20 protein-coding genes and 3 pseudogenes are annotated in these 23664 nt (G+C 67.3%); 11 read left to right on the forward strand and 12 right to left on the reverse strand.

Annotation, left to right across the window (positions count from 1 at the left end):
- Positions 1-29 precede the first annotated feature (29 nt).
- Both gap and tkt read right to left on the reverse strand, forming a co-directional pair.
- A complete protein-coding gene (gene gap / locus M3149_RS12340; protein WP_251709832.1) occupies positions 30-1028 on the reverse strand; it encodes a type I glyceraldehyde-3-phosphate dehydrogenase in 999 nt (332 codons plus the stop codon).
- A gap of 33 nt (positions 1029-1061) precedes the next feature.
- Complete coding sequence (tkt, locus tag M3149_RS12345; protein ID WP_251709833.1) at positions 1062-3119, reverse strand: transketolase; 2058 nt, start codon at positions 3117-3119, stop codon at positions 1062-1064.
- Positions 3120-3253: 134 nt separating this feature from the next.
- Here tkt and M3149_RS12350 point away from each other — a divergent pair, with 134 nt between their 5' ends.
- Complete coding sequence (locus tag M3149_RS12350; protein ID WP_251709834.1) at positions 3254-3979, forward strand: nucleotidyltransferase family protein; 726 nt, start codon at positions 3254-3256, stop codon at positions 3977-3979.
- A gap of 62 nt (positions 3980-4041) precedes the next feature.
- A complete protein-coding gene (locus tag M3149_RS12355; RefSeq protein ID WP_251709835.1) occupies positions 4042-5439 on the forward strand; it encodes an aminopeptidase P N-terminal domain-containing protein in 1398 nt (465 codons plus the stop codon).
- A gap of 18 nt (positions 5440-5457) precedes the next feature.
- Here the strand turns inward: M3149_RS12355 and M3149_RS12360 are convergent, their stop codons facing one another.
- Positions 5458-5760 carry a hypothetical protein gene (locus tag M3149_RS12360; RefSeq protein WP_251709836.1) on the reverse strand — a complete coding sequence of 101 codons (303 nt, stop codon included), beginning with the start codon at positions 5758-5760 and terminating at the stop codon, positions 5458-5460.
- A gap of 124 nt (positions 5761-5884) precedes the next feature.
- On the opposite strand from M3149_RS12360, the gene bfr reads away from it, so the two are divergent.
- The 5 genes and pseudogenes from bfr to M3149_RS12385 form a co-directional block, all read left to right on the forward strand.
- On the forward strand, positions 5885-6361 hold the full coding sequence (bfr, locus tag M3149_RS12365) for a bacterioferritin (protein WP_251709837.1): 477 nt from the start codon (positions 5885-5887) through the stop codon (positions 6359-6361).
- Positions 6362-6462: 101 nt separating this feature from the next.
- On the forward strand, positions 6463-6693 hold the full coding sequence (locus tag M3149_RS12370; RefSeq protein ID WP_251709838.1) for a (2Fe-2S)-binding protein: 231 nt from the start codon (positions 6463-6465) through the stop codon (positions 6691-6693).
- Between the two features lie 160 nt (positions 6694-6853).
- Positions 6854-9181 (forward strand): NADP-dependent malic enzyme, encoded by a 2328-nt coding sequence (locus tag M3149_RS12375; protein ID WP_251709839.1) that lies wholly within the window; start codon positions 6854-6856, stop codon positions 9179-9181.
- Between the two features lie 180 nt (positions 9182-9361).
- Entirely contained in the window at positions 9362-9790 is a 429-nt protein-coding gene (locus tag M3149_RS12380; RefSeq protein ID WP_251709840.1) for a ribonuclease domain-containing protein, read from the forward strand.
- 53 nt (positions 9791-9843) lie between these two features.
- Positions 9844-10239 (forward strand): annotated as a pseudogene (locus M3149_RS12385) (barstar family protein); the annotation flags it as partial.
- 269 nt (positions 10240-10508) lie between these two features.
- On the opposite strand, the gene rsmA reads toward M3149_RS12385, so the two are convergent.
- From rsmA to M3149_RS12400, 3 genes are read right to left on the reverse strand one after another with little or no spacing between them, the layout of a single operon-like run.
- Positions 10509-11270 carry a 16S rRNA (adenine(1518)-N(6)/adenine(1519)-N(6))-dimethyltransferase RsmA gene (gene rsmA / locus M3149_RS12390; RefSeq protein ID WP_251709842.1) on the reverse strand — a complete coding sequence of 254 codons (762 nt, stop codon included), beginning with the start codon at positions 11268-11270 and terminating at the stop codon, positions 10509-10511.
- Entirely contained in the window at positions 11267-12637 is a 1371-nt protein-coding gene (locus M3149_RS12395) for a peptidylprolyl isomerase (RefSeq protein ID WP_251709843.1), read from the reverse strand. The genes rsmA and M3149_RS12395 overlap by 4 nt, the downstream gene beginning before the upstream one ends.
- The gene (locus tag M3149_RS12400) at positions 12630-15032 is read right to left on the reverse strand and encodes an LPS-assembly protein LptD (RefSeq protein ID WP_251709844.1); all 2403 of its coding nucleotides are present in this window, start codon (positions 15030-15032) and stop codon (positions 12630-12632) included. The genes M3149_RS12395 and M3149_RS12400 overlap by 8 nt, the downstream gene beginning before the upstream one ends.
- A gap of 124 nt (positions 15033-15156) precedes the next feature.
- Here M3149_RS12400 and M3149_RS12405 point away from each other — a divergent pair, with 124 nt between their 5' ends.
- The 4 genes from M3149_RS12405 (at position 15157) to M3149_RS12420 (ending at position 18719) form a co-directional block, all read left to right on the forward strand.
- Positions 15157-16248: an aminoglycoside phosphotransferase family protein gene (locus M3149_RS12405; protein WP_251709845.1), complete on the forward strand. Its 1092-nt coding sequence runs from the start codon at positions 15157-15159 to the stop codon at positions 16246-16248.
- A 4-nt stretch (positions 16249-16252) separates the two neighbouring features.
- On the forward strand, positions 16253-16957 hold the full coding sequence (locus tag M3149_RS12410; RefSeq protein ID WP_251709846.1) for a 16S rRNA (uracil(1498)-N(3))-methyltransferase: 705 nt from the start codon (positions 16253-16255) through the stop codon (positions 16955-16957).
- Between the two features lie 67 nt (positions 16958-17024).
- Positions 17025-18200: an MFS transporter gene (locus M3149_RS12415; protein ID WP_251709847.1), complete on the forward strand. Its 1176-nt coding sequence runs from the start codon at positions 17025-17027 to the stop codon at positions 18198-18200.
- A 36-nt stretch (positions 18201-18236) separates the two neighbouring features.
- The gene (locus M3149_RS12420) at positions 18237-18719 is read left to right on the forward strand and encodes a YidB family protein (protein ID WP_251709848.1); all 483 of its coding nucleotides are present in this window, start codon (positions 18237-18239) and stop codon (positions 18717-18719) included.
- 198 nt (positions 18720-18917) lie between these two features.
- Here the strand turns inward: M3149_RS12420 and M3149_RS12425 are convergent.
- The 6 genes and pseudogenes from M3149_RS12425 to M3149_RS12450 form a co-directional block, all read right to left on the reverse strand.
- Positions 18918-19094, reverse strand: a pseudogene (locus M3149_RS12425) (transposase); the annotation flags it as partial.
- Between the two features lie 76 nt (positions 19095-19170).
- Positions 19171-19872 carry a GNAT family N-acetyltransferase gene (locus M3149_RS12430; protein WP_251709849.1) on the reverse strand — a complete coding sequence of 234 codons (702 nt, stop codon included), beginning with the start codon at positions 19870-19872 and terminating at the stop codon, positions 19171-19173.
- Between the two features lie 609 nt (positions 19873-20481).
- Positions 20482-20730 (reverse strand): annotated as a pseudogene (locus M3149_RS12435) (hypothetical protein); the annotation flags it as partial.
- A 111-nt stretch (positions 20731-20841) separates the two neighbouring features.
- A complete protein-coding gene (locus M3149_RS12440; RefSeq protein WP_251709850.1) occupies positions 20842-21702 on the reverse strand; it encodes an alpha/beta hydrolase in 861 nt (286 codons plus the stop codon).
- 43 nt (positions 21703-21745) lie between these two features.
- Entirely contained in the window at positions 21746-23245 is a 1500-nt protein-coding gene (locus M3149_RS12445) for a M20 family metallopeptidase (protein WP_251709851.1), read from the reverse strand.
- Between the two features lie 129 nt (positions 23246-23374).
- Positions 23375-23664, reverse strand: a 290-nt coding sequence (locus M3149_RS12450; protein WP_251709852.1) for a methyl-accepting chemotaxis protein, incomplete at its 5' end; no start/stop codon positions are given.

Consider the following 23664-nt stretch of genomic DNA (forward strand, 5'->3'; position numbering starts at 1 on the left):
CGCCTTTCTTGCGGGGGGCCGCGGCGGAATTACTTCGCCACCACGCGCGCCATCTCCAGGCACTTGTTGGAGTAACCCCACTCGTTGTCGTACCAGCTCACCACCTTGATGAAGGTGCCGTCGAGCGCGATGCCGGCATCGGCGTCGAAGATCGAGGTGCGCGCATCGCCACGAAAATCGGTGGCCACGACCTTGTCTTCGGTGTAGCCCAGCACGCCCTTGAGCGCGCCTTCGCTTTGCGCCTTCATCTCGGCGCAGATCTCGGCGTAGGTGGCGGCGTTGTTGAGTTCCACCGTGAGGTCCACCACCGACACGTCGGAGGTGGGCACGCGGAAGGACATGCCGGTGAGCTTCTTGTTGAGCTGCGGAATCACCACGCCCACCGCCTTGGCCGCGCCGGTGCTGCTGGGGATGATGTTCTCCAGGATGCCGCGGCCGCCGCGCCAGTCCTTGTTGCTCGGGCCGTCCACCGTCTTTTGCGTGGCGGTGGCGGCGTGCACGGTGGTCATGAGGCCGCGCTTGATGCCCCACTTGTCGTTGAGCACCTTGGCCACGGGCGCCAGGCAGTTGGTGGTGCAACTGGCGTTGCTGATGATGGCCTGGCCGTTGTACGTGTCGTGGTTGACGCCATAGACGAACATGGGCGTGTCGTCCTTGCTGGGCGCAGACATGATGACCTTCTTGGCGCCGGCGGCCAGGTGCTTCTCGGCGCCGGCCTTGTCCAGGAAGATGCCGGTGGACTCGATCACCACGTCGGCGCCGACCTCGCCCCACTTCAACGCAGCCGGGTCCTTCTCGGCGGTCAGGCGGATCTTCTGGCCGTTGACGACCAGCTGACCGCCCTCGACCTTGACGTCGCCGTCGAAGCGGCCGTGCACGCTGTCGTACTTGAGCATGTAGGCCAGGTAGTCGGGCTCGAGCAGGTCGTTGATCGCGACGACCTGGATGTCCTTGAAGTTGGCGATCGCCGCGCGAAACACCATGCGCCCGATGCGCCCGAATCCGTTGATACCGACCTTGATCGTCATGCTCTCAGCTCCTGGGTTTGAATCGAAAGGGAATCACTGTTGGGCGAGCACGGCGCGCACCGTGTCGGCCACGTTCTGTTCGGTGAAGCCGAAGTGCTTGAACAGCACCGGCGCCGGGGCCGACTCGCCATAGGTGTCGATGCCCACCACGGCGGACACGCCGTACTTCCACCAACCGTCCGTGGCGCCCATCTCCACGGCCACGCGCGGCAGACCGGTGGGCAGTACGGCCTTCTTGTAGGCGACGTTCTGGCGGTCGAAGGTGGTGGTGGAGGGCATGGACACCACGCGCACCGCGATGCCATGCTCGCGGGCCAGCAGTTCCTGGGCCTTGAGCGCGAGCTGCACCTCGGATCCGGTGGCGATGATCACGCCCTGCGCCTTCTTCTTCAGGCCCACCTCGGCGGGCTCGGACAGCACGTAGGCGCCTTTGGCGATGTCGCTCAGGTCTTTCTTGGGTGCGTAGGGCAGGTTCTGGCGCGACAGCAGCAGTGCCGTGGGCTTGTTGCGGTTCTCCAGCGCCACGGCCCAGGCGATCGCAGTCTCCGCGGTGTCGGCCGGGCGCCAGACATCGAGGTTGGGAATCAGGCGCAGGCTGGCGGCGTGCTCGATCGACTGGTGAGTGGGACCGTCTTCACCGAGGCCGATGGAGTCGTGCGTGAAGACGTGAATGACGCGCTGCTTCATCAGCGCGGCCATGCGGATGGCGTTGCGCGAGTAGTCGCTGAACGTGAGGAACGTGCCGCCGTACGGAATGAAGCCGCCGTGCAGGGCCACGCCGTTCATCACGGCGGCCATGCCGAACTCGCGCACGCCGTAATTGATGTGGCGACCCAGGCGGCCCTGGTGGTCGCGCACCACCTGGCCCGCAAGGTCGAAGCGCAGCGCGGGCGTGGACGCGGTGTTGGTGAGGTTGGAGCCGGTGAGATCGGCGCTGCCGCCGAGCAGCTCGGGCAGCGCGGCGGTGAAGTGCTCCAGCGCGAGCTGGCTGGCCTTGCGGCTGGCCACGGTCTCGGCCTTGGTGTGGGCCTGCACGGCGGCGTCCACCGCCACCTGCGCAAAGCGCTTGGGCAGATCGCCCTTCATGCGGCGCAGGAACTCGCTGGCGAGTTCGGGGTAGGCGGCGCGATAGGCGTCAAAGCGCTGGTTCCAGGCGGCTTCGGCGGCGTTGCCGGCGGCCTTGGCGTCCCAGGCGGCGTACACGTCATCGGGCACGACGAAGGGCTCGTGCGCCCAGCCCAGGGCGGCGCGCGTGAGCTTGATTTCTTCGGCACCCAGGGGCTCGCCGTGCGCCTTGGCGGTGTTGGCGCGGTTCGGGCTGCCCTTGCCGATCGCCGTCTTGCAGATGACGAGCGTGGGCGCGTCGGCCTGGCGGCGCGCATCGCCGATGGCGCGGTCCACGGCGTCCACATCGTGGCCGTCGATCGGGCCGATCACGTTCCAGCCGCAGGCGGCGAAACGCAGGGCGGTGTTGTCGACGAACCAGGGCGTGACCTTGCCGTCGATGGAGATGCCGTTGTCGTCGTAGAGCGCGATCAGCTTGTTGAGCTTCCAGGCGCCGGCCAGCGCCACGGCTTCGTGGCTGATGCCTTCCATGAGACAGCCATCGCCCAGGAAGACGTAGGTGTGGTGGTCGACGATCTCGTGGCCGTCGCGGTTGAATTCGGCCGCCAGCAGCTTCTCGGCCAGTGCCATGCCCACCGCGTTGGTGATGCCCTGGCCCAGCGGGCCGGTGGTGGTCTCGACGCCCGGGGTGTGGCCGACCTCGGGGTGGCCCGCCGTCTTGCTGTGCAACTGGCGGAAGTTCTTCAGCTCCTGCATCGGCAGCGCGTAGCCCGTGAGGTGCAGCAGCGCATAGATGAGCATGGAGCCGTGGCCGTTGCTGAGCACGAAACGGTCGCGATCGGCCCACTGCGGGTTCACCGGGTTGTGCTTGAGGTGGCGCGCCCACAGCGCCACGGCGATGTCGGCCATGCCCATGGGGGCGCCGGGATGACCGGAGTTGGCGGCTTGCACGGCGTCCATGGACAGCGCGCGGATGGCGTTGGCCATGGTCAGGGGAGAGACGTTGACGACGGCAGAGTCGCTCATGCGGGGGACCTCGGGTGGAAGCGTGCGCAGCGCGGCCGCGGAATGCGGGCTGGCTTGGGGAAAACCCCGGATTTTAACGGTGCGCCCCAGGAGAGCACGGCAACGGGCCGGGCGGCTACAGTCATGCCCTGAACATGGCCACCGCAGCCCAAGCCATCATCCTTGCCGCCGGACGCGGCAACCGGATGCGACCGCTCACCGACCACACGCCCAAGCCATTGCTGGACGTGCAGGGCAAGCCACTGCTGCGCTGGCATGTCGATGCCCTTGCTTCGGCGGGCTTGCGGTCCCTCGTCATCAACACCGCCTGGCTCGGCGAGCAGATCCCGCGGTACTTCGGCAAGGTCCCGCTCGACGGTGGCGGGCAACGCCTGCACATCACCTACTCCGCCGAAGGCGAGGACTTCGGTTATGCGCTGGAGACCGCGGGCGGCATCGCGCGCGCGCTGCCCCTGCTGGACGAGGTGTTCTGGGTGGTGGCAGGCGACGTGTTCGCCCCCGGATTTCCGTTCGACCCCGGCGCGCTGCAGCGTTTCGCGCAGGGTGGACAACTCGCGCACCTGTGGCTGGTGCCGAATCCGACGCACAACCCGAGTGGCGATTTCGGTCTCTCCCCTGCGGGGCTCGCACTCAACGGCGGCGAGCCACGCTTCACCTACAGCACGATCGGCCTTTACCGACGTGCGCTCTTCGAAGCGCCATGGTGCGAGATCGTGCCGGGTAATCCGCAGGGCACCGCCGAGCCGCTGGCACCGCTGCTGCGCCGCGCCATGGATGCCCAGCGCGTGAGTGCCGAGCTGTACCACGGCCCCTGGGCCGACGTGGGCACGCCCGAGCGGCTGGACGAACTCAACCGGTAGCGCGCGTGCGGCCGCGCGCAGCGGCGCCTGCGTTCAGGCAGATTGGCCGGCACAATGGTGCGATGGACGCCACCACCCATTTCCGCATCTACGCCGAGCGCCGCGCGCGTCTGGCTTCGCAACTCGGCCCGGGCGGCATCGCCATCGTGCCCACGGCGCCGGAGCGGCCGCGCAACCGCGACAGCGATTTCCTCTTCCGGCACGACAGCTACTTCTACTACCTCAGCGGCTTCACCGAACCGAACGCGTGGCTCGTGATCACGGCCGAGGGCCGCGTCACGCTGTTCTGCCAACCCAAGGACCTGGAGCGCGAGATCTGGGATGGCATCCGTCTGGGCCCCGACGCGGCGCCCGGCGCGTTGGGCGTGGACGAGGCTTTCTCGTTCGCCGAGCTGGACCAGCGCCTGCCCGGGTTGCTGGAAAACCGTGCGGTCGTCTGGTATCCGTTCGCCACCCACGCGGGGCTTGAAGGCCGCATCGACGGCTGGCTGCAGAAGGTGCGCGCGCGCGTTCGCTACGGCGCGCTGTGCCCCGAGACCCAGCGCGACCTGTGCGCCCTGCTCGATGAGATGCGCCTCGTGAAGGATGCGCACGAGCTGGCCATCATGCGCCGGGCTTCGCAGATCAGCGCGCGCGCCCACATCCGCGCCATGCAGCGCAGCGCCGCCATGCTGCGCGCCGGGCAGGACGTGCGCGAGTACCACCTGGACGCCGAGCTGCTGCATGAATTCCGCCAGGGCGGCTCGCAGTACCCGGCCTACGGCAGCATCGTGGCCGCGGGCGCCAACGCGTGCATCCTGCATTACCGCGCCGACACCGCGCCCATTCGCGACGGCGAGCTGGTGCTGATCGATGCCGGTTGTGAGCTCGATGGTTACGCGAGCGACATCACGCGCACCTTCCCTGCCAACGGTCGCTTCAGCGGCCCACAACGTGCGGTGTACGAACTCGTGCTGGCCAGCCAGGACGCGGCCGTGGCCGCCACCCGGGCCGGTGCGCGCTTCATCGATCCACACGAAGCCACGGTCAAGGTGCTCTCGCAAGGCCTGCTCGACCTCGGCCTGCTGGACAAGACCAAGGTGGGCACGGTGGACGACGTGATCGCCAACCGCAGCTACTTTGCGTTCTACATGCACCGCACGGGCCACTGGCTCGGCATGGACGTGCACGACTGCGGCAGCTACGTGGAACCGGGTGAGGTCGGCAAGGCAAGCGAACGCAAGGACCCGCTGTCGGGCGAAATCATCAAGGATCGCCCAAGCCGCGTGCTGCGCCCGGGCATGGTGCTGACCATCGAACCCGGCCTCTACATCCGCCCGACCGAAGGCGTGCCGGAGCAGTTCTGGAACATTGGCATCCGCATCGAGGACGACGCGGTTGTAACCGCCGATGGCTGCGAGCTGATCACGCGCGATGTGCCGGTGGCCCCCGACGCGATCGAAGCGCTGATGCGCGGCTGAATTCGGGCGGGCGGCACCTCACTGCAGCGTGCGGTGCTCCGGCAGGGGCGCGATTCCCGGACTGGGCATCTCAGCGCCCAGTTCCATCAGCCAGCGTGCGCTCAAGCGCCCCAGCAGCAGACGCATGGGCGCGGACAGCGCGGGGTGCTGCGACAGCTCGGTGAGGTTGCTCACCACCTTGCCCACCATCAACTCGCGGTGCCGCACCGGGCCGCTGTGCTGGGCGCAGCCGGTCATGAGCGCCAGCGTGCCTGCCAGCAAGGCTTCGGTGGGCGGCAGGGCATATTCTTCGTCGGTGTGGCTCGAGAGCTTGCTTTTCATCGGATGCTCCAGCGGTGAGATGGCGGCATCTTATGAGAACAATTCTCATTTGCATAGAATCGACCCTGTTCGCAGGCGGGCCAGCCGCCACAATGCGGATTCCCTCACCGCGAAAGGAGCAGCCATGAAAGGCGATGACAAGGCGATTGCGCACCTGCAGGCGCAACTCAAGAACGAGCTGACCGCCATCAACCAGTACTTCGTGCACTACCGCATGCTCAAGCACTGGGGCCTGGACAAGCTTGCGAAGAAGGAATACGAGGAATCCATCGGCGAGATGAAGCACGCGGACAAGCTGATGGACCGCATCTTCATGCTCGACGGCCTGCCCAACCTGCAGGATCTCGGCAAGCTCAACATTGCCGAAGACGTGCCCGAGATGCTGCGCAGCGACCTGGCGCTCGAACGCGGCGCGCAGGCCACCATCAAGGACGGCATTGCGCATTGCGAATCGGTGCGTGATTACGTCTCGCGCGACCTTCTGCAGGACATCCTGGACGACACCGAGGAGCACATCGACTTCCTCGAGACCCAGATCGAGTTGATCGACAAAGTCGGCCTGCCGAACTATCTGCAGAGCCAGATGGGCTCGGCCAGCTGAGTGACCCGGTGGCGGCGCCGCCCGTCGGGCGGTGCGTGTGAGCGCTTGTGGAATGAATGCGATCCATTATCATTTGCAGGCGTTTCACCCAAGCCACTCCCATGATCGTCTGCGTCTGCCACCGCGTCAGTGACAAAACCATCGCCCAATGCGCACGTTCGGGCATGGCGTTCGACGATATCCAGCTCGAGCTGGGCGTGGCAACGCAATGTGGCCAATGCGAATGCAGTGCGCGCGCGCTGCATGCCGAATGCACCCCGGGCAACGCCGTGGCCCACCTTCAGCTGCACACCGCCGAACAGGCCCGTCTGGCGGCCGCGCAGGCCGCCTGAACGCCGGCCCGCCCATGGCGGGCCGAGCCGATTCCCTCCGTCGACGTCACAAGGCCTTCACCCGCAAGGCGGCTGGGCCATGCCCGGGTTTTCCCTGGGTGCGACTTAGAATGCGGATTCGCCTTTCGCATGGCAGAACGTACAACGGCCGGAGACAAGCATGACCGCATCCAGCACCCCCGAAACGAAACGCGCCGAGCTGCGTCGCGCTGCGCTCGATTACCACGAGCGCCCGACGCCGGGCAAGGTCGCCATTGCCGCCACCAAGCCACTGTCCAACCAGCGTGATCTGGCCCTGGCGTATTCACCCGGCGTGGCCGCGCCCTGCGAGGAGATCGTGGCCGACCCGGTCAACGCCTTCAAGTACACCGCGCGCGGCAATCTGGTGGCCGTCATCACCAACGGCACCGCGGTGCTGGGTCTGGGCGACATCGGCCCGCTAGCCGCCAAGCCGGTGATGGAGGGCAAGGGTGTGCTGTTCAAGAAGTTCTCCGGCATCGATGTCTTCGACATCGAGATCGCCGAGAAGGACCCGGACAAGCTGGTCGAGATCATCGCGTCGCTTGAGCCCACCTTTGGCGGCATCAACCTCGAGGACATCAAGGCGCCCGATTGTTTTTACGTCGAGCGCAAGCTGCGCGAGCGCATGAAGATCCCGGTCTTCCACGACGACCAGCACGGCACCGCCATCGTGGTGGGGGCGGCCATCCTCAACGGCCTGAAGGTCGTCGGCAAGGACATCAAGCAGGTCAAGCTCGTCACCTCGGGCGCCGGCGCCGCGGCGCTGGCCTGCCTGAACCTGCTGGTCAAGATCGGCCTGCCCCGCGAGAACATCTGGGTGACCGACCTCGCCGGTGTGGTCTATGAAGGCCGCACCGAGTTGATGGACGAGGACAAGGTGCAATTCGCACAGAAGACGTCGGCGCGCAAGCTGGGCGACGTGATCGCCGGCGCCGACATCTTCCTGGGTCTGTCGGCCGGCGGCGTGCTCAAGCCGGAGATGGTGAAGTCGATGGCGCCGAATCCGCTGATCCTCGCGCTGGCCAACCCCACCCCCGAGATCCTGCCGGAGGAGGTGAAGGCGGTGCGAGACGATGCCATCATGGCCACGGGCCGCACCGACTACCCGAACCAGGTCAACAACGTCCTGTGCTTCCCGTACATCTTCCGCGGCGCGCTCGATTCGGGCGCGACCACCATCACCGACGAGATGGAGATCGCAGCGGTACACGCCATTGCCGAGCTCGCGCAGGCCGAGCAGAGCGAAGTCGTCGCCGCTGCCTACGCAGGTGAGAAGCTGGCCTTCGGTCCCGAGTACCTGATCCCAAAGCCCTTCGATCCGCGGCTGATGATGAAGATCGCACCCGCGGTGGCCCAGGCCGCGGCCGACAGCGGTGTGGCGCTGCGCCCTGTCACTGACATGGCGGCCTACCGCGAGCGGCTGCAGAGTTTCGTGTTCGCCTCGGGCACGGTCATGAAGCCGATCTTCTCGGCCGCCAAGCTGGCCACCCGCAAACGCGTGGCCTACGCGGAGGGCGAGGAGGAGCGGGTGCTGCGCGCCTGCCAGATCGTGGTCGACGAAGGCCTGGCACGGCCCACGCTGATTGGCCGCCCGGCCATCATCGCGCAGCGCATCCAGAAGTTCGGCTTGCGGCTGCAGGAGGAACTGGACTACGACGTCGTCAACGTCGAGCAGGACGAGCGCTACCGCGACTTCTGGCAGACCTACCACCGCATGACCGAGCGCAAGGGCGTCACCCAGCAACTCGCCAAGATCGAGATGCGCCGCCGCCTCACGCTGATCGGCGCCATGCTGCTGCACAAGGGCGAGGTCGACGGCCTGATCTGCGGCACCTGGGGAAGCACCCAGGGCCACCTGCAGTACATCGACCAGGTGATCGGCAAGCGCGCCGGCGGCAGCCCCAGCACCGCGCAGGACGTGCGCATCTACGCCTGCATGAACGGCCTGATGCTGCCCAACCGCCAGGTCTTCCTGGTCGACACCCACGTCAACCACGACCCGACGGCCGAAGAGCTGTGCGAGATCACGGTGATGGCGGCCGAGGAAATGGTGCGCTTCGGCATCCAGCCCAAGGTGGCCCTGCTGTCGCACTCCAATTTCGGCTCCTCCAATGAGCCTTCGGCCGTGAAGATGCGCCGCACACTGGACCTGCTGCGTGAGCAGGCCCCCTGGCTGGAGGTGGATGGTGAGATGCACGGCGACGTGGCGCTGGACCCCGACGCCCGCGCCGCGCTCATGCCCAACTCCACGCTCAAGGGCGCGGCCAACCTGCTGGTGCTGCCCAACATCGACGCCGCCAACATCGCCTACAACCTGCTCAAGACCGCCGCCGGCGGCAACATCGCCATCGGCCCGGTGCTGCTGGGCGCCGCCCAGCCGGTCCACATCCTGACGCCCAGCGCGACCGTGCGCCGGATCGTCAACATGACAGCTCTCACCGTGGCCGACGCAAACGTTGCCCGATAAGACCCGAAACCAAAGCAAGCGCACACTAATTCATACGGATAGCCCTGGGGGGTAGTGCCCACTTTTTGGGCAGCGGCTTGCTTTTTGACCCGGGTTAGGGCACACTCTCGCGCTTGTATTTCAGGGTTAACCCCAGCGTCATGGACATGGGTTAACCCGCATCAGGAGCAAGCCAACCTCATGGATCCGCGGCGCGTCCGCCCGCATCGGGGAAAGGGCAAAGCCGGGTTTCTGGCGGCGCTGACGGCCACGTTGGTCGCCGCTGCAGGCACCTTTTTGGTGCAAGCCCGCGGCCCCGAACTCCAGGCGTTCGAGACGCCGGCGGCCGTGTCGGTATCGGCCCTGCCAACGCAGGGTCAGCAGGTGATGGGCCAGATCTCGCAAGGGGGGCCCTTTCGCTACGAGAAAGACGGCACCGTCTTCTTCAACCGCGAGGGCCTGCTGCCCCGACAGAAGCGAGGCTACTACCGGGAATACACCGTGCCGACACCGGGGCTGCCCCATCGGGGCGCCCGGCGGATCGTTTGTGGCGGCGAGCAACCCAGGGCTCCTGATGCCTGTTATTACACCGAGGACCACTACGCGAGCTTCAGACTCATCGTGCAGTGACCCTCGACAAGGCGACCGGTATTTCAACTTTGACTGTGGAAAGAGACGCGGAGATGGACACGCCACTTCGTAATGTGCGACCCAACATCGTTCAGTCGATTCGCGCCTATGGCGTGAAGGACCTGCAGGCGGCGGCCGAGCAACTCGGTCACCACTTCCTCTACGCCAACCTGGCCAAGGCGCAGAGCAAGCAAGACGTGCTCGAACTGATCGCTGCCCAGTACACACTGCCGCCGCACTTCGGCAAGAACTTCGACGCCCTGTACGACTGCATGACCGACATGGTCCACAAGTCGGGGCCGCAGACCGGCTTCATCGTGGTGCTCGAGCACATCCCCGCACACAGCAAGTTCGACAAGGAAGCGCGCGAGCAGCTGCTCGACATCTTCCGCGACACCGCCGAGTACTGGGCCGAGCGCAAGATCCCGTTCCGCTGCTTCTACTCGTTCTCGGTGGCGCGCAGCCCCAAGGGCGAGGAGCCGATCGAGGTGCAGGACGAAGAGCCCATGCCCACCGACAAGATCCTGGACGTGAGCCCGATGGCGCTGCGCATGAGCAGCCCGTTCAATGCGGGCTACTGGCTGGCGGCTGCTTGATCTGACCCACCCCCGCGCCGCGCCTGACGGCGCGTCACCCCCTCAAGGGGGCGGCACCGACGGACTGGCAGAGCCAGATCCGTGGTGCCACTGGCTGAGCCCCGACACCTGTCGGGGCTTTTTCATGCCTGCGTACGTTGTGCGAGGCTGATGTACTCGCTCACCGGCACTTCTTCCGCGCGGCGTTGCAGGTCGAAGTTGCCCGCTGCATTGCGCGCTTCCAGCCACTTGCCCAGCGTGTGGCGCAGGATCTTTCGGCGCTGGCTGAAGGCGGTCTGCACCATAGCGCTGAAGTGCTTCAGATCGATCGCGGGTGGCTCGGCCAGCGGGACCATGCGCACCACCGCGCTGTCCACCTTCGGTGGCGGATCGAAGGCCTCGGGCGGCACGAACAGCACGTTCTCCATCGCGTAGCGCCACTGCAGCATCACCGACAGGCGCCCGTAATCGGCCGTGGCGGGCGCGGCCACCATGCGGTCGATCACTTCCTTCTGCAGCATGAAGTGCTGGTCCTTCACCACCGCCACATGGTCGAGCAGGTGAAAGAGGATCGGCGTGGAGATGTTGTACGGCAGGTTGCCCACCACGCGCAGCGCACCGGGTGCTGCACCGGGCAGCGCCGAAAAATCGACCGTGAGCACGTCAGCCTCGGTCACGTCGAGCTGGCCGTGCAGGCGCAAGCGTGCGGCGAGGTCACGGTCGAGTTCGATCACGCGCAGCCGCCCGAGCCGCTCCACCAGCGGCTGCGTCAACGCGGCCAGGCCCGGGCCGATCTCCACCATGGCGTCGCCGGGGCGCGGATCGATCGCGCGAACAATGGCGTCAATGACGCCTGGGTCGGTGAGAAAGTGTTGCCCGAAGCGCTTGCGCGCAATGTGCTTCACGGCTGCGGTTCTTCGCGGATCTCGACGTAGGCGCGCGCGCGCACGTCGCGAGCCCACAGCGCCAACGCTTCTTCGAGTTTTTGCGCACGCACCACGTTGCGGATGCGCTCGCGCCGCTCGTTCTCGGCCAGGGGCACGGTGCGGCGCTCATCGACGCGGATGAGATGTACACCGAACCGCGAAACGACGGGTTCGGAGAGTTCGCCCGGCTGCAGGCGGTTCATGGCCTGCTCGAACTCCGGCACGAACATGCCGGGGCTCGCCCAGCCCAGCACACCACCACCCGCAGCGGACCCGTCCTGGCTGTGTTCGCGCGCCAGCGCCTCGAAGCTGGCCTGGCCACCGGCGATGCGCTGGCGGAACTCGCTCAAGCGCGCCTGCGCGGCCTGCTCGCTCAACTGGGGGCCGGGACGCAGCAGGATATGGCTCACACGCGTCTGCGTGACGTTCATGGCCGGCAGACCGCCGCCACCCCGCTTGTCGTTCACCCGCAGCACGTGAAATCCCGCCAGGCTGCGCACCGGGCCGGCGATCTCGCCGGGCGCCAGCGCGCGGGTGGAATTGACGAACAGATCGGGCAGGCGGGTGGCCGCTCGCCAGCCGAACTGGCCGCCATTGACCCGCTCGGGCGCATCGGAGAACTCGCGCGCGAGGGTGGCGAAATCCTCGCCGGCACGCGCACGCTCGGCCACCCGTTGCGCCCGCGCCTGGCGCTCGGCCACCAGGGCCTCGCTGGCGTTCTCCGGCACCGTCACCAGCACGTGGCTGAGGTTGAGCTCCAGGCTGCTGATGTCGTTGTTGGCCTGCTGCTCGCGAATGAAGTCGTCGATGTCAGCGTCGCTCACGCGCACGCGCGAATCGACCTCACGCTCGCGCACGCGCTGCAGCAGCAACTGCTGGCGCAACTCGCTGCGAAAGCGGTTGACATCGATGCCCTCGGAGGCCAGACGCTGGCGGAACTGCTCGCGACTGAGCTGGTTCTGCGCGGCGATGTTCTGTTCGGCCTGATCGACTTCGCTATCGGTGACGCGCAAGCCGGACTCGGTGGCGAACTGCAGCTGGGCGCGTTCGTTGATGAGCTGCTCGAGCACCTGCCGCACGAGTTCCGCGCGTGGTGGCGCGTTGGTGATATTGCGCTGCGCAATGGTTTGCTCCACCTGGCGCAGGCGTTGACGCACGTCGTGGTTGGTGACCGGCTCGGAGTTGACCAGCGCGACGATGAAGTCCGCGGTGCGGTTGGGCGAGGCGGCCCCCGTGCCCGCCGGCAGGCTCAAGCCACCGGGCGAGCGCTGGGTCTGCGCAGCGACGGGTCCGACCGCCAGGGTGACCGCCAGGGCCAGGGTGGAGAGCAAGAGGCGTTCAGTCATGGCGTTGGAAGCGGCTCGGCGGGGTGATTTCCTCGCGCAGATATTGGTAGCGCGGCACGTTGTCCTTGAGCGTCTGCAAGGGATTGGAGCCGATGCGCGAGAAGCCCGTGAATTCGAGCTGGAACAGGATGCGTTGGTTCGCCGACGACGCGCTGCGCTGCAGCCGCTCCAGCACGACACGCCCGATCCAGCAACCGGCATCGTACTCAAAGCCGGCCACCAGATCGACGATCTTGCGATCGGGCACGCTGTAGTTGATGCGCCCGACGCTGTACCACTGTCCGGCGCCCAGCGCGCGGCCCGGCACCGGCTCGGGCGCATCACCGAACAGCCCGCGCAGTGGCCACTGCCAGCCGACGTCGAATTGCTCGGAGCTGCCGCGCTGCAGGCGCCACGCGGCGCTGAGCACGCGGTAGGGTCCGGGTGTGTAGCGGGTGCTCAGGGTGGTGCGCACCGACTCGCCGCTGGCCGGGTTGTACTGGAAGTTGGTGTCGAACAGCCAGCGCGGGCTCCACTGCACGCGCGCGCCGATGAGCACGTCGCTGAAGCGCTCGGTGACGGGCGTGCCGCCCGGTTGGCCGGCCGCGTTGGGCAGGATCACGTCCTGATCGCGCAGCAGGTAGCGCTGCGCAATGCCCAGGCGCACGATCTCGGCGCCGGTCTTCGGGTCGAGCAGCCGCGAGCTCACACCCAGTGTGAGCGCGCGGGTGTCGGAGATCCGGTCGTTGCCGGTGAAGACGTTTTCGGAGTAGATCGTCGCGAGGTTGAAGTCGGTGGCGCCCGAGTCGTAGTTCGGCAGCAGGCTCTGATCGCGTGACGGTGTCCAGGTGAAGAAGGCGCGCGGCTCCAGCGTCTGGGTGAATGCACGGCCGAAATAGCTGGCCTCGCGCTCGAACACCAGGCCACTGTCCAAAGCCACCGTGGGCAAGGTACGCGTCGCCGTCGACAGGCCGTTGGCCAGGGGACCGTCGAAGCGGTACTGCGTGTGGTGCATCCGCGCGCGCGGCTCGACGAACCAGCCCGGCGCCTGCCAACGGTGGCCGATCTGCGCGATGGCCAGGGTGCGCTCGCCATTCGGCTGGCCTGTGAGCGTGGGATCGGACTCGAAGCGGGTGAACTCAGTGCGCAGTTGCAGCGTGGTTTCGCCCGAACGCCAGTTGTCCAGCAGGCTGCGCTGATAGGCCAACGACACGGACGGCACACGGTCGTAGGGCGGTGTGATCGGCGACTCGATGTCCTGCAGCGTCTGCCAGGTGTACGCCCCCGCGACCAGCGACCACGGTCCCTGGCTCCAGGCCAGTTGGGCGTCGCTGGGCAACAGGCGCTGTGTGAGCGTGGCGTTGGCGCGCGGGAAATCGCGCCAGTAGTTGTCGTCGCTGACGCGGTTGAGGTTGAGGTCCAGCCCCGCGCTGCCGCCTGCGCCCAGCCGGTTGAAGGCCTCGGTGAGCCGCTGGTTGTGCACCAGGCTGTAACCCCAGCGATCGTCATCGCGCAGGCGGTCCGACGGCATGAACGAGCCGCGCAAGCGGCCGCTGTAGCTGGGCTGCAGATAGCGGAACTCGGCGCCCAGGTCGATCCCGCGCTTGGTCATCAGCGTCGGGAACAGCGTGAGGTCGTAGTTGGGCGCGAGGTTGAGGTAATAGGGCAGCGTGAGTTCGAAGCCGCTCAGGCTGTCCAGGTTGATGGCCGGTGGCAGCAGGCCCGACTTGCGCTCCTCGCTGAGCGGAAAGGTGAAGTACGGGGCGCCCAGGATGGGCACGCCCTTGAACTCCAGCACGCCGGCGGTGGCCGCGCCGGTCTGCTCGACGTTGTCGAACTCGATCTTGCGGGCGCGGATGAGCCAGTCGGGCATCCAGTCGGCACCGGGCACGCGCGGGCAGGTGCTGTAGCGCGCCTGATGGGCGGTGGCACGGTCTTCGCCCTCGAAATCCAGGCGCTGCGCGTCGCCGCGGCCGTCGGTGCGCAGGATTTCGAACTGCGGGTTCTCGAAACGGCCAACGAAGGTGTCGACGTTGAGCCGCAACGACGGGCCGCTGAAGCGGTCACCGTTGCGGTTGATGACCACGTTGCCTTCGGCGGTGGCCTCGCTGCTGCGCTCGTCGTAGCTCAAGCGGTCGGCGCGGATCACCATGTCGTGGCGGCGCAGCTCGGCCTCGCCCTCGACCGTGGTGACAGAGCCGGTCTGCCCCTGGATGCGCTGGCCCGAGACGTGCGCCGAAGCCTCTTTTTGCGCCTGTGGTGTCAGGCTTTCCTGCAACCGCAGGCTGGGGCGCAGGACCAAGCCGTCACCCTGCGCGTGCACAGGTCCCGCGGCCAAGCCGCCGATCACCGCGGCGGCCACGGGCGCCAGGGCGAGCCGGGGAGCGGTGCTGGGGAAGAACGAACGGCGTTTCAAGGTCGGGCCCGGCGGCGTGCGGGCCGCGCACTTCGGCGAGAGAGGCGTTTGTAGAATGCGCCGGATTATTCCACGGGCCCCTGGCGCCACAACCGGTGGCGCGCCCACACGCCCATCCCCGACCATGACCCCGTCACCGACGACCGTCGCGTGGGCCGACCCGCAGCGCGAGGCGGCCTTCCATGCCTGGCTGGTACCCCTGGCCGCGCAACACGGGCTGCTGCCCGCGACCCTGCGCCCGGCCTCGGCCGACGCAAGCTTTCGCCGCTACCTGCGGCTCGACAGTGCCGAGGGCGGCAGCGCCATCGTCATGGACGCGCCGCCCGACAAGGAAAACAGCGAACCCTTCGTGCGCATCGCGGGCCTGATGCGCGAAGCCGGCCTGCGGGTGCCTCAGGTGCTGGCCTGGGACGCACCGCTGGGCTTCCTGCTGCTCGACGACCTCGGCACGAAGACCATGCTCGACGTCATCGACGCGGCCAACCCGGCGGCCAACGAGGGCCTGTACCGCGACGCACTCGCCGCACTGCTGCCCTGGCAGCAGGCCAGCCGCCCCGGTGTGCTGCCACCCTATGACGAGGCCGTGCTGCGCCGCGAACTGCAGCTCTTCCCCGACTGGTACCTGGTGCAGCACAAGGGCGTGGCGCTCAACGACACGCAGCAACAAACCCTGCAGAAGACGTTCGATCTCATCGTGCAGCGCGTGCTCGCGATGCCCACCGTCTACGTGCACCGCGACTTCATGCCGCGCAACCTCATGGTGCTGCATGAACGCGGCGACACACCGGCCACAAAACTCGGCGTGCTCGATTTCCAGGACGCCTTGCACGGACCGATCACCTACGACATCGCCAGCCTGATGCGCGACGCCTTCCTGACGTGGGAGGAAGATTTCGTCATCGATATCACCGTGCGTTACTGGGAGCAGGCGCGCAAGCTCGGGCTGATGGACTTCGAGGACTGGCACAGCGACTTCGGCGCCTTCTACCGTGCGGTGGAATGGATGGGCCTGCAACGCCACCTCAAGGTGGCCGGCATCTTCGCGCGCCTTACCCTGCGCGATGGCAAGCCGAAGTACCTGGCCGACGCACCGCGCTTCATCGCCTACATCCGCGCCACCGCCCACCGCTATCGCGAGCTGGCGCCGCTGCTGCGGCTGATCGATGAGGTGGAGGGCCTGCAGGCCGCCAGCGGCTGGGCTTTCGGCCGCACGTGACGCCATGCCGCGCTTCTTCTGTGACGCCACGCTGAGCCCCGGGGCCGAGCTCGCGCTGCCACCCGGCGCAGCCCGCCATGTGCAGGTGCTGCGCCTGCAGCCGGGCGAGGGCATCACGCTGTTCAACGGCCAGGGCGGCCAATGGCAGGCCGCCGTGCTGCGCATGGGCCGCAGCGACGTGGTGGTGCGCGTGACGGCGCACGACGCCGTGGAACGCGAGGCTGCGCGCGCCGTCACGCTGGCCATCGGCATGCCGGCCAACGAGCGCATGGACTGGCTGGTGGAGAAGGCCACCGAGCTGGGCGTGACGCGCATCGTGCCGCTGCACACGCAGCACGGTGTGCTGCGCCTGGCGGGTGAGCGCGCGCAGAAGAAGCAGGCCCACTGGCGGGCGGTTGCGCAAGCCGCTTGCGAGCAGTGCGGACGCAACCGCTTGCCCGCGGTCGAGCCGGTGCAAGACCTCGCCGCCTTCCTGCCGCAGGCCGTTGGCGGGCGCGCTGTGCTTTCGCTGGCCGAAGGCAGCGTGCCCGCGCGCGAGGCCTTTGCCGGTGGCGCGCCGATCACGGTGCTCATCGGTCCCGAAGGCGGTCTCTCGGCCGGCGAAGACGCCCAGGCCCGTGCGGTGGGCTTCGCGCCAGTCACCCTGGGTGCACGCGTCCTGAGGGCCGAGACCGCGGCGCTGGCCGCGCTCACGCTCGCCATCGGCTGAGCCGCGGCGACCAGCAGCGACACAGTGGCGCGGCGCGTGCACAGCGCGCCTGTATAAACGGGAGCTTATGAACAAGAACCTCTGGTTGCTGGCCGCTGCCCAAGGCCTCTTCATGACCAACAACGTGGTCTTCATCACCATCAACGGGCTGGTGGGGCTGTCGCTGGCGCCGCTGGGCTGGATGGCCACGTTGCCGGTGATGGGCTACGTGGTGGGCGGGGCGTTGAGCACGCCGCTGGTGGCGCGCGCGCAGCAGCGCCTGGGGCGCAAGGCTTCGTTCCAGCTCGGGCTGGCGGTGGCGCTGTTGTCGGCGCTGCTGTGCGCCGCCGCGGTGGCGCTGGGCAACTTCTGGTGGCTGGTGGCGGGCACGGTGATCGCGGGCTACTACAGCGCCAACGGCCAGCTCTACCGCTTCGCAGCGGCCGAACTCTCGGCACCGGCGTTTCGCGAGAAGGCGGTCTCGCTGGTGCTGGCGGGCGGGTTGTTCGGCGCGGTGCTGGGCCCCAACCTCGCGGTACACACGCGCGGCCTCACCGCCACGCCGTTCGCGGGTGCCTACCTTGCGCTGGCGGTGGTGGCCCTCGCATCGATGGCGGTGATGGCCTTCCTGCGTTTTCCGCCGGTGCCGGCACGCGCTGCGGGCGCATCACCGGGACGCCCGCTGTCGGTCATCGCGCGCCAGCCGGTATTCATCGTGGCGGCCGTGGGCGCCGCCCTGGGTTACGGCGTGATGAACCTGCTGATGGCCGCCACCCCACTGGCCATGCAGGTCTGCGGCCTGCCCTTCGAAGACGTCGCGCTGGTGCTCGAGTGGCACGTGATCGGCATGTTCGCGCCCGGCTTCTTCACGGGCCACCTCATCAAGCGCTTCGGCGTGCTGCCCATCATGGGCACGGGTGTGGTGCTCAACCTGGCGTGCATCGCCATTGCGCTCTCGGGCGTGGACCTGCACCAGTTCCTGATCGCGCTCTTCTTGCTCGGCGTGGGCTGGAACTTCCTCTTCACCGGCAGCACGACGCTGGCGCTGCACGCGTGGCGGCCCGAGGAGAAGGACCGCGCGCAGGCCGCCATCAACTTCGGTGTGTTTGCCACCATGGCCGTCACCTCCTTCGCCTCTGGCGCCCTGGTCACCACACAGGGCTGGGCCTGGCTCAACATCGGCTCGCTGTTCCCGGTGGCCTTGCTGGGGGCGGCCCTGCTATGGCTTGCCCGGCGCCAGCGCGGCGCCCAGAATGCCGCCTGATGCCTGCCACTGTGGCGCGCACACCGGGAGAACACCATGGGATTGCTTGATGACTTGCTGGGGTCCGCTGCCGCGGGCGGTCAGGGTGGCGCGGGGGGCATCGACCTGCCGCAGCTGATGGCGCTGGTCCAGCAACTGCTGCAGCAGTCGGGTGGGTTGGAAGGCCTGCTCGCGAAGCTGCAGGCCGGCGGCCTGGGTGAGGCCGCGCAATCGTGGGTGGGCATGGGCGCGAACCAACCCGTCTCACCCGATGCGCTGGGCAGCGCGCTCGGGCCCGATCTCATGGGCGTCCTCGGCGGCCTGCTGGGCGGCAACGGCCAGCAGGCGTCGTCGGTGCTGGCGCAGGTGCTGCCGGGCCTGGTGGACCAGCTCACGCCGCAAGGCCGCGTGCCCGAAGCGGGCGCGGGCGGCATCGACCCGATGTCGGCGCTGGGCAGCCTGATGGGTGGACCCTCGGCCGCGGACAACGCCGGTGGGCCCGACCTCGGCAGCCTGCTCGGCGGCCTGCTGCGCCGCTAGGCAAGGCCCGAACAACACCCGTCGTGGTGTGTGCTGACGCACGAGCTTTCAGAAGGTGGCAACTGGGTCGCGATTTTGGTCGTTCGGGGGCCGATTCGCGCCCCGCAGCAGGCTTGTTGGGCCGCTGCGCACGTACTCATCCCCGAGCAGCCCGCAAAAGCGTTCGCCGCTCCAGCAGCGGGCGGACGCGCGGGATGGTGTCTCAACGGGCAGGTGGTCCGAGCCCATGGCCAGCCCGGCAAACTCGCGAAACAGTGCTGTGTCGTACAGCGCCTCTTCCATCGCCGGGTCCGACAGCTTGAACCACTGCTGCAGGAAGTGGAGGCGCAGCATGGTTTCAACCGCAAACGGTGGGCGCCCACCCTTCGGCACCGGGTGCTGGCTGGCCCGAGGTTGTCCCGGCCTTTCCTGACTTCGTCGGCCGATTTTCAGAGTCTCCGCCGCCATCGCTTCACAGCTCTTGCGGGTTCGGGTTGGTGTCGCCGGTCAGCTTCGCCTCCCAGCGGACGTTGTCCGTCGCGCCGCTCGGGTCCTTGCAGTTCACCGCCTGAAACCCGCAGGCTTGCATCAGCTTTACGACCGCAGGGTTGCGGGCTCCGCCTTTGGTCGTTGCCACCATGACCTGCATGCCTTTGCTGCGTGCAAACTCCTTCGCGCAGAGGACGAGTTCTTTGCCCACGCCGTGACCTCGCGCATGCGAATCGACCACGATGCCCAGATCGCACAGATGGTCTGAAATAAACCCGACTTCGGCCACGCCGATCAGCTGGTCCCCGTCGAAAGACAGCATCTGGTTCGCCGAATTGACATTGGCCGTCATCGCTTCATCGAACCCGGTTTCAGCCTTCGGTCCGTGGAACCGCTGTTCGAAATCAGCATTTCCGAGTTGGTCATAGAAGGAAACGATCTGGCGAACGTTGTCCGGGGATCCGGTCTCGATGCGCAACGCGGTCGGGCGCGGCGACAACATCCGGCTTGTCTCCCCAGCCTTGATGCCCGGGGCGAAACGCGGCTTGGCGTCATCGGAGAAGAATCTTTGGTTTTTGATTCGGGCGTGGAGTTCGCCCTGTGCAGACGAGCGGGTCAGATTGTTGAATTTGGAGGTGGATGTGGGGGTCGCGACGAGAAAGCGAGCGCTGCTGATGCTGATCATGGGGCATATCTCCGTGAAGGGTTAAATCGCCGCGCTGCACGCGGCCAATCCGCGTTGCGCGGCATCGAGATGGAATCGAAGAAGGGAGAGCAACTTCGCACCAGTGGTGACTGAACTGCACGAAAGGTTCACGCGATAAAGGAGCTTGTCGGTCATCGGCAAAAAACCGAAGCAGCCTTGCGATGGATGCGACGTCATGCTGTGCTCCAGCAGGCGATGTTTCAAACTGTCTTGCGGCGCATTCACGCACAGGTCGATGTATATGCTCAGGAAGTCGGGCGCATCTACTTCGTCGTGGACCAGCGCTATGTCGAGACCATCCACGCGGATCTCACCGTCCTTGTAGATGTCTTCCCAGGATTGCAGGTCGGCCTCCTCGCATAACGACCTTATGAGTTCTCGGTATTCGATTGAGATCATTTGGCTACCTTCAAGAAAATCCAATCTTGGTAGCAATGAACTTCGTCCGGTTCCGACATGAATGCCGACCCGCTTCGATGCACCAACACGGCGCTGATTAGGGCTGTTTGAGTGCGCGGGTTGCGGCGCGTTGGTGCATTGATTCGGTCGCTCAAGGGCCGATTCGCGCCCAGCAGCAGGCCTGTTGAGCAGCTGCGCCGTGTTCTTGGCAAGCCCCCGGTAGCGCACCTTCACATGCCCGAACTGGCGCTTGATGACCAGAAACGGGTGCTCCACCTTGGCCTGATTGCCAGGCTTGCCGTGTTCGAGCTTGACCAGGCCTGCGTCGGCATCCACACCAGGGTGCGCCCTCATGCCGAAGTGCCATGGGTTGCCCTTCTGGGTCTGATACATCTCGGGGTCGCACTCGCCGCCGCTGTTCTTGGAACTCGCGATTGCGCGTCCTCTTGGGCTTGCGCTCGTATCCGCTCTCGCCCAGGCTCATTTGCTTCATGGCGGTGATGTCTCACATCACACAGGTAGGTTGGACCGAGGTTGTGCAGACCTTTCCTAGGCCTTTTGCGCCGGCGCGTGCACCTGCAGCCAAGCGCGCAATGTCGACATCACCGGTGCTTTTTCGAGTTCGTTGAAGATCTCGTGGTACAGGCCGTCGAAGCGGCGCGCGTGCACCACGTTCGCCGGCGCGGCGGCGGCGAAGGCGGCGCTGCCTGCGGGGCTCACCAGGTGGTCGTCGCCGGCGTACATCAACAGCGTGGGCACGGCCCATTCCCGCGCCGCGCGAATCACGATCGGGCCGTTTTCGTCGATGAAACGCGCCAGGCGCGCGCTGATGCGGTCGTGCACGCGGCGGTCCTTGCGGTAGGCGGCCACCACCTTGGGGTCGTGCGAGATCTTGCTGGCATCGAGCCCGTTGCCCAGCGGCTTGTCGGGCGCCACGGTCATCATCAGGCCGATGAGCTTGCGTTTGACGGCCGACAGGCCCGTGTCCAGCGCGGGGGAAGACAGGACCAGCAAGTCGATGGGGGCCATCGCGCGCTGCACGAACGTCGAGGCCACCAGCCCGCCCATGCTGTGGCCGAGCAGGATGAGCGGGCACTCCCAGCGCTCGGCCAGGCGGCTGCGCGTGTCGTCCACCACCTCGAACAGGTCTTCGATCAGCGCGTCCTCGTCGGGCAGCACGCCGGGCGCGCCGCTGGAGTCGCCGTGGCCGCGCTGGTCGTAGGCGCGCACGACGAAACCCCAGTCGTTGAGTTGCAGCGCGAGGTCGTTGTATCGCCACGCGTGCTCGCCCAACCCATGGACGATGAGCACCACGCCGCGCGGGCGTAAGCCCTTGGGCAGTGGCCAATCAAAGATCGCGAGGTTGTGCCCGTCGCGGGCGGTGAAGGGCGCTTGGGTGGTGTCGGTCATTCTTGTTCTTGATGGGTTGTGACGACCAGCCTCGCACGCAGCGTCAAGGCATGCGCGCGATCACCTGCGCCACGCTGGCCGTGAGCCGGCGCGCGTAGTCGAGGTGCAGGAACTCGTTGGGCCCGTGGGCGTTGCTGCGGGGCCCGAGCACACCGCAGACCATCATCTGCGCGGTGGGAAAGCCCTGGCTGAGCATGTTCATGAGCGGAATGGTGCCGCCCTGGCCGATGGTGCCGCAGGCCGCACCGAAGTGCGCCTGCGAGGCGTCCTGCAGCGCCTGCTCGAACCACGGCGTGGTGGCGGGTGCGTTCCAGCCGCTGGCCGCGCCCTCGGGCGCGAAGGTCACCTTGGCCTGATACGGCGCGTTGTCTTCCAGCAGCGCCTTGAGCTCCTGCACGGCGCGCGGCGCGTCCACCAGCGGCGGCAGGCGCAGGCTGAGCTTGAACGCGGTGTAGGGGCGCAGCACGTTGCCGGCGTCTTTCAGTGCGGGGAAGCCTTCGGCGCCGGTGACGCTGAGCGTGGGCCGCCAGGTGCGGTTGAGCAGGGCCTCCACCGGGTCGGTGGTGGTGGGCAGCGCGAACAAGGTGCTGCCGCCGCAGTCGTGGTGGGCCCAGGGAAAGCGCTTGTAGATTTCCTCACCCAGGATCGAAGCGGTGGCCTTCGCCTGCGCCACGCGCTCGGCCGGCACCTCGCAATGGAAGCTCGCTGGGAGCAGGCGGCCGGTGGCGCTGTCCTCCAACCGGTCGAGCACCTGGCGCATGATGCGAAAGCTCGACGGCACCAGGCCGGACGCGTCGCCGGAGTGAATGCCCTCGGTGAGGATCTCGACCTTGAGCACCCCGCTGGCCATACCGCGCAGGCTGGTGGTGAGCCAGAGCTGGTCGTAGTTGCCGGCGCCACTGTCCAGGCAGATCACCAGACCGACATCGCCCAGGCGCGTGCGCAGCGCGTCCACATAGGGGAGCAGGTCGCCCGAGCCGCTTTCCTCGCAGGTCTCGATCAGGCCGACGATGCGCGGGTGGGCCACGCCCTGCGCCTTGAGCGCCTGCACCGACGCGATGCTGGCGTAGACGGCGTAGCCGTCATCGGCGCCGCCGCGCCCGTAGAGCTTGCCGTCGTCGATCTTGGGCGTCCAGGGGCCGAGGTCGCTGCGCCAGCCGGTGAACTCGGGCTGCTTGTCGAGGTGGCCGTACATCAGCACGGTCTGGCCCGACGTGGGGGCGGGCGTGCCGTCCTGGCCGGCGCTGGCCGGCACCTCGAAGAACAGCACCGGCGTGCGTGGCCTGCCCTGCGCGTCGTTGAGGCGGATCACCTCGAGCGTGAGCCCCGGCACCTGCTGGGCACGCACCCAGTCGGCCGCGGACTGCAGCACGCGCTCGAGCAGGCCGTGGGCCGCCCAGTCGCTGTCGAAGGCGGGGGATTTGGCCGGCACGGCGATGTAGTCGACCAGGGCCGGGACGATGCGCTCGCGCCAGGCGGCATCGACGTGCGCTTGCAGCGCGGTCGGTTCGAGCGGAAGGGGTTGGGGCAGGCGGGCGTTCATGGCGATCTCCGTGGCGGGATCGCCCGGGTCAGGGCACGTCGCCTTCCCGGAGAACCCGACCGGGGGAGAGTATAGGCAGGCGGCCCGCGTCGCCGCCACAAACCCCCAGGTGTGCCCCCGGATGTGCCCTCAGGCCACGGTACGGAAACGGCCGACGAGCGTGGCGAGCTGGGTCGCCTGATCCTTCAGGCTCTGCGCCGCTGCAGCGCTTTCTTCCACCAGCGCCGCGTTCTGCTGCGTCATCTGGTCCAGCTGGCTCACCGCCGTGTTCACCTGCCCGATGCCGTCGCTTTGTTCGCCCGCCGCGGCCGTGATCTCGCCGATGATGTCCGTCACCCGCTGCACCGAGCCCACGATCTCGCTCATCGTCTGGCCCGCGTCGGCCACCAGCTTGCTGCCGGTCTCCACCTTCTCCACGC

It is taken from the genome of Hydrogenophaga intermedia, assembly GCF_023715105.1.
Lineage (GTDB): Bacteria > Pseudomonadota > Gammaproteobacteria > Burkholderiales > Burkholderiaceae_C > Hydrogenophaga > Hydrogenophaga intermedia_A.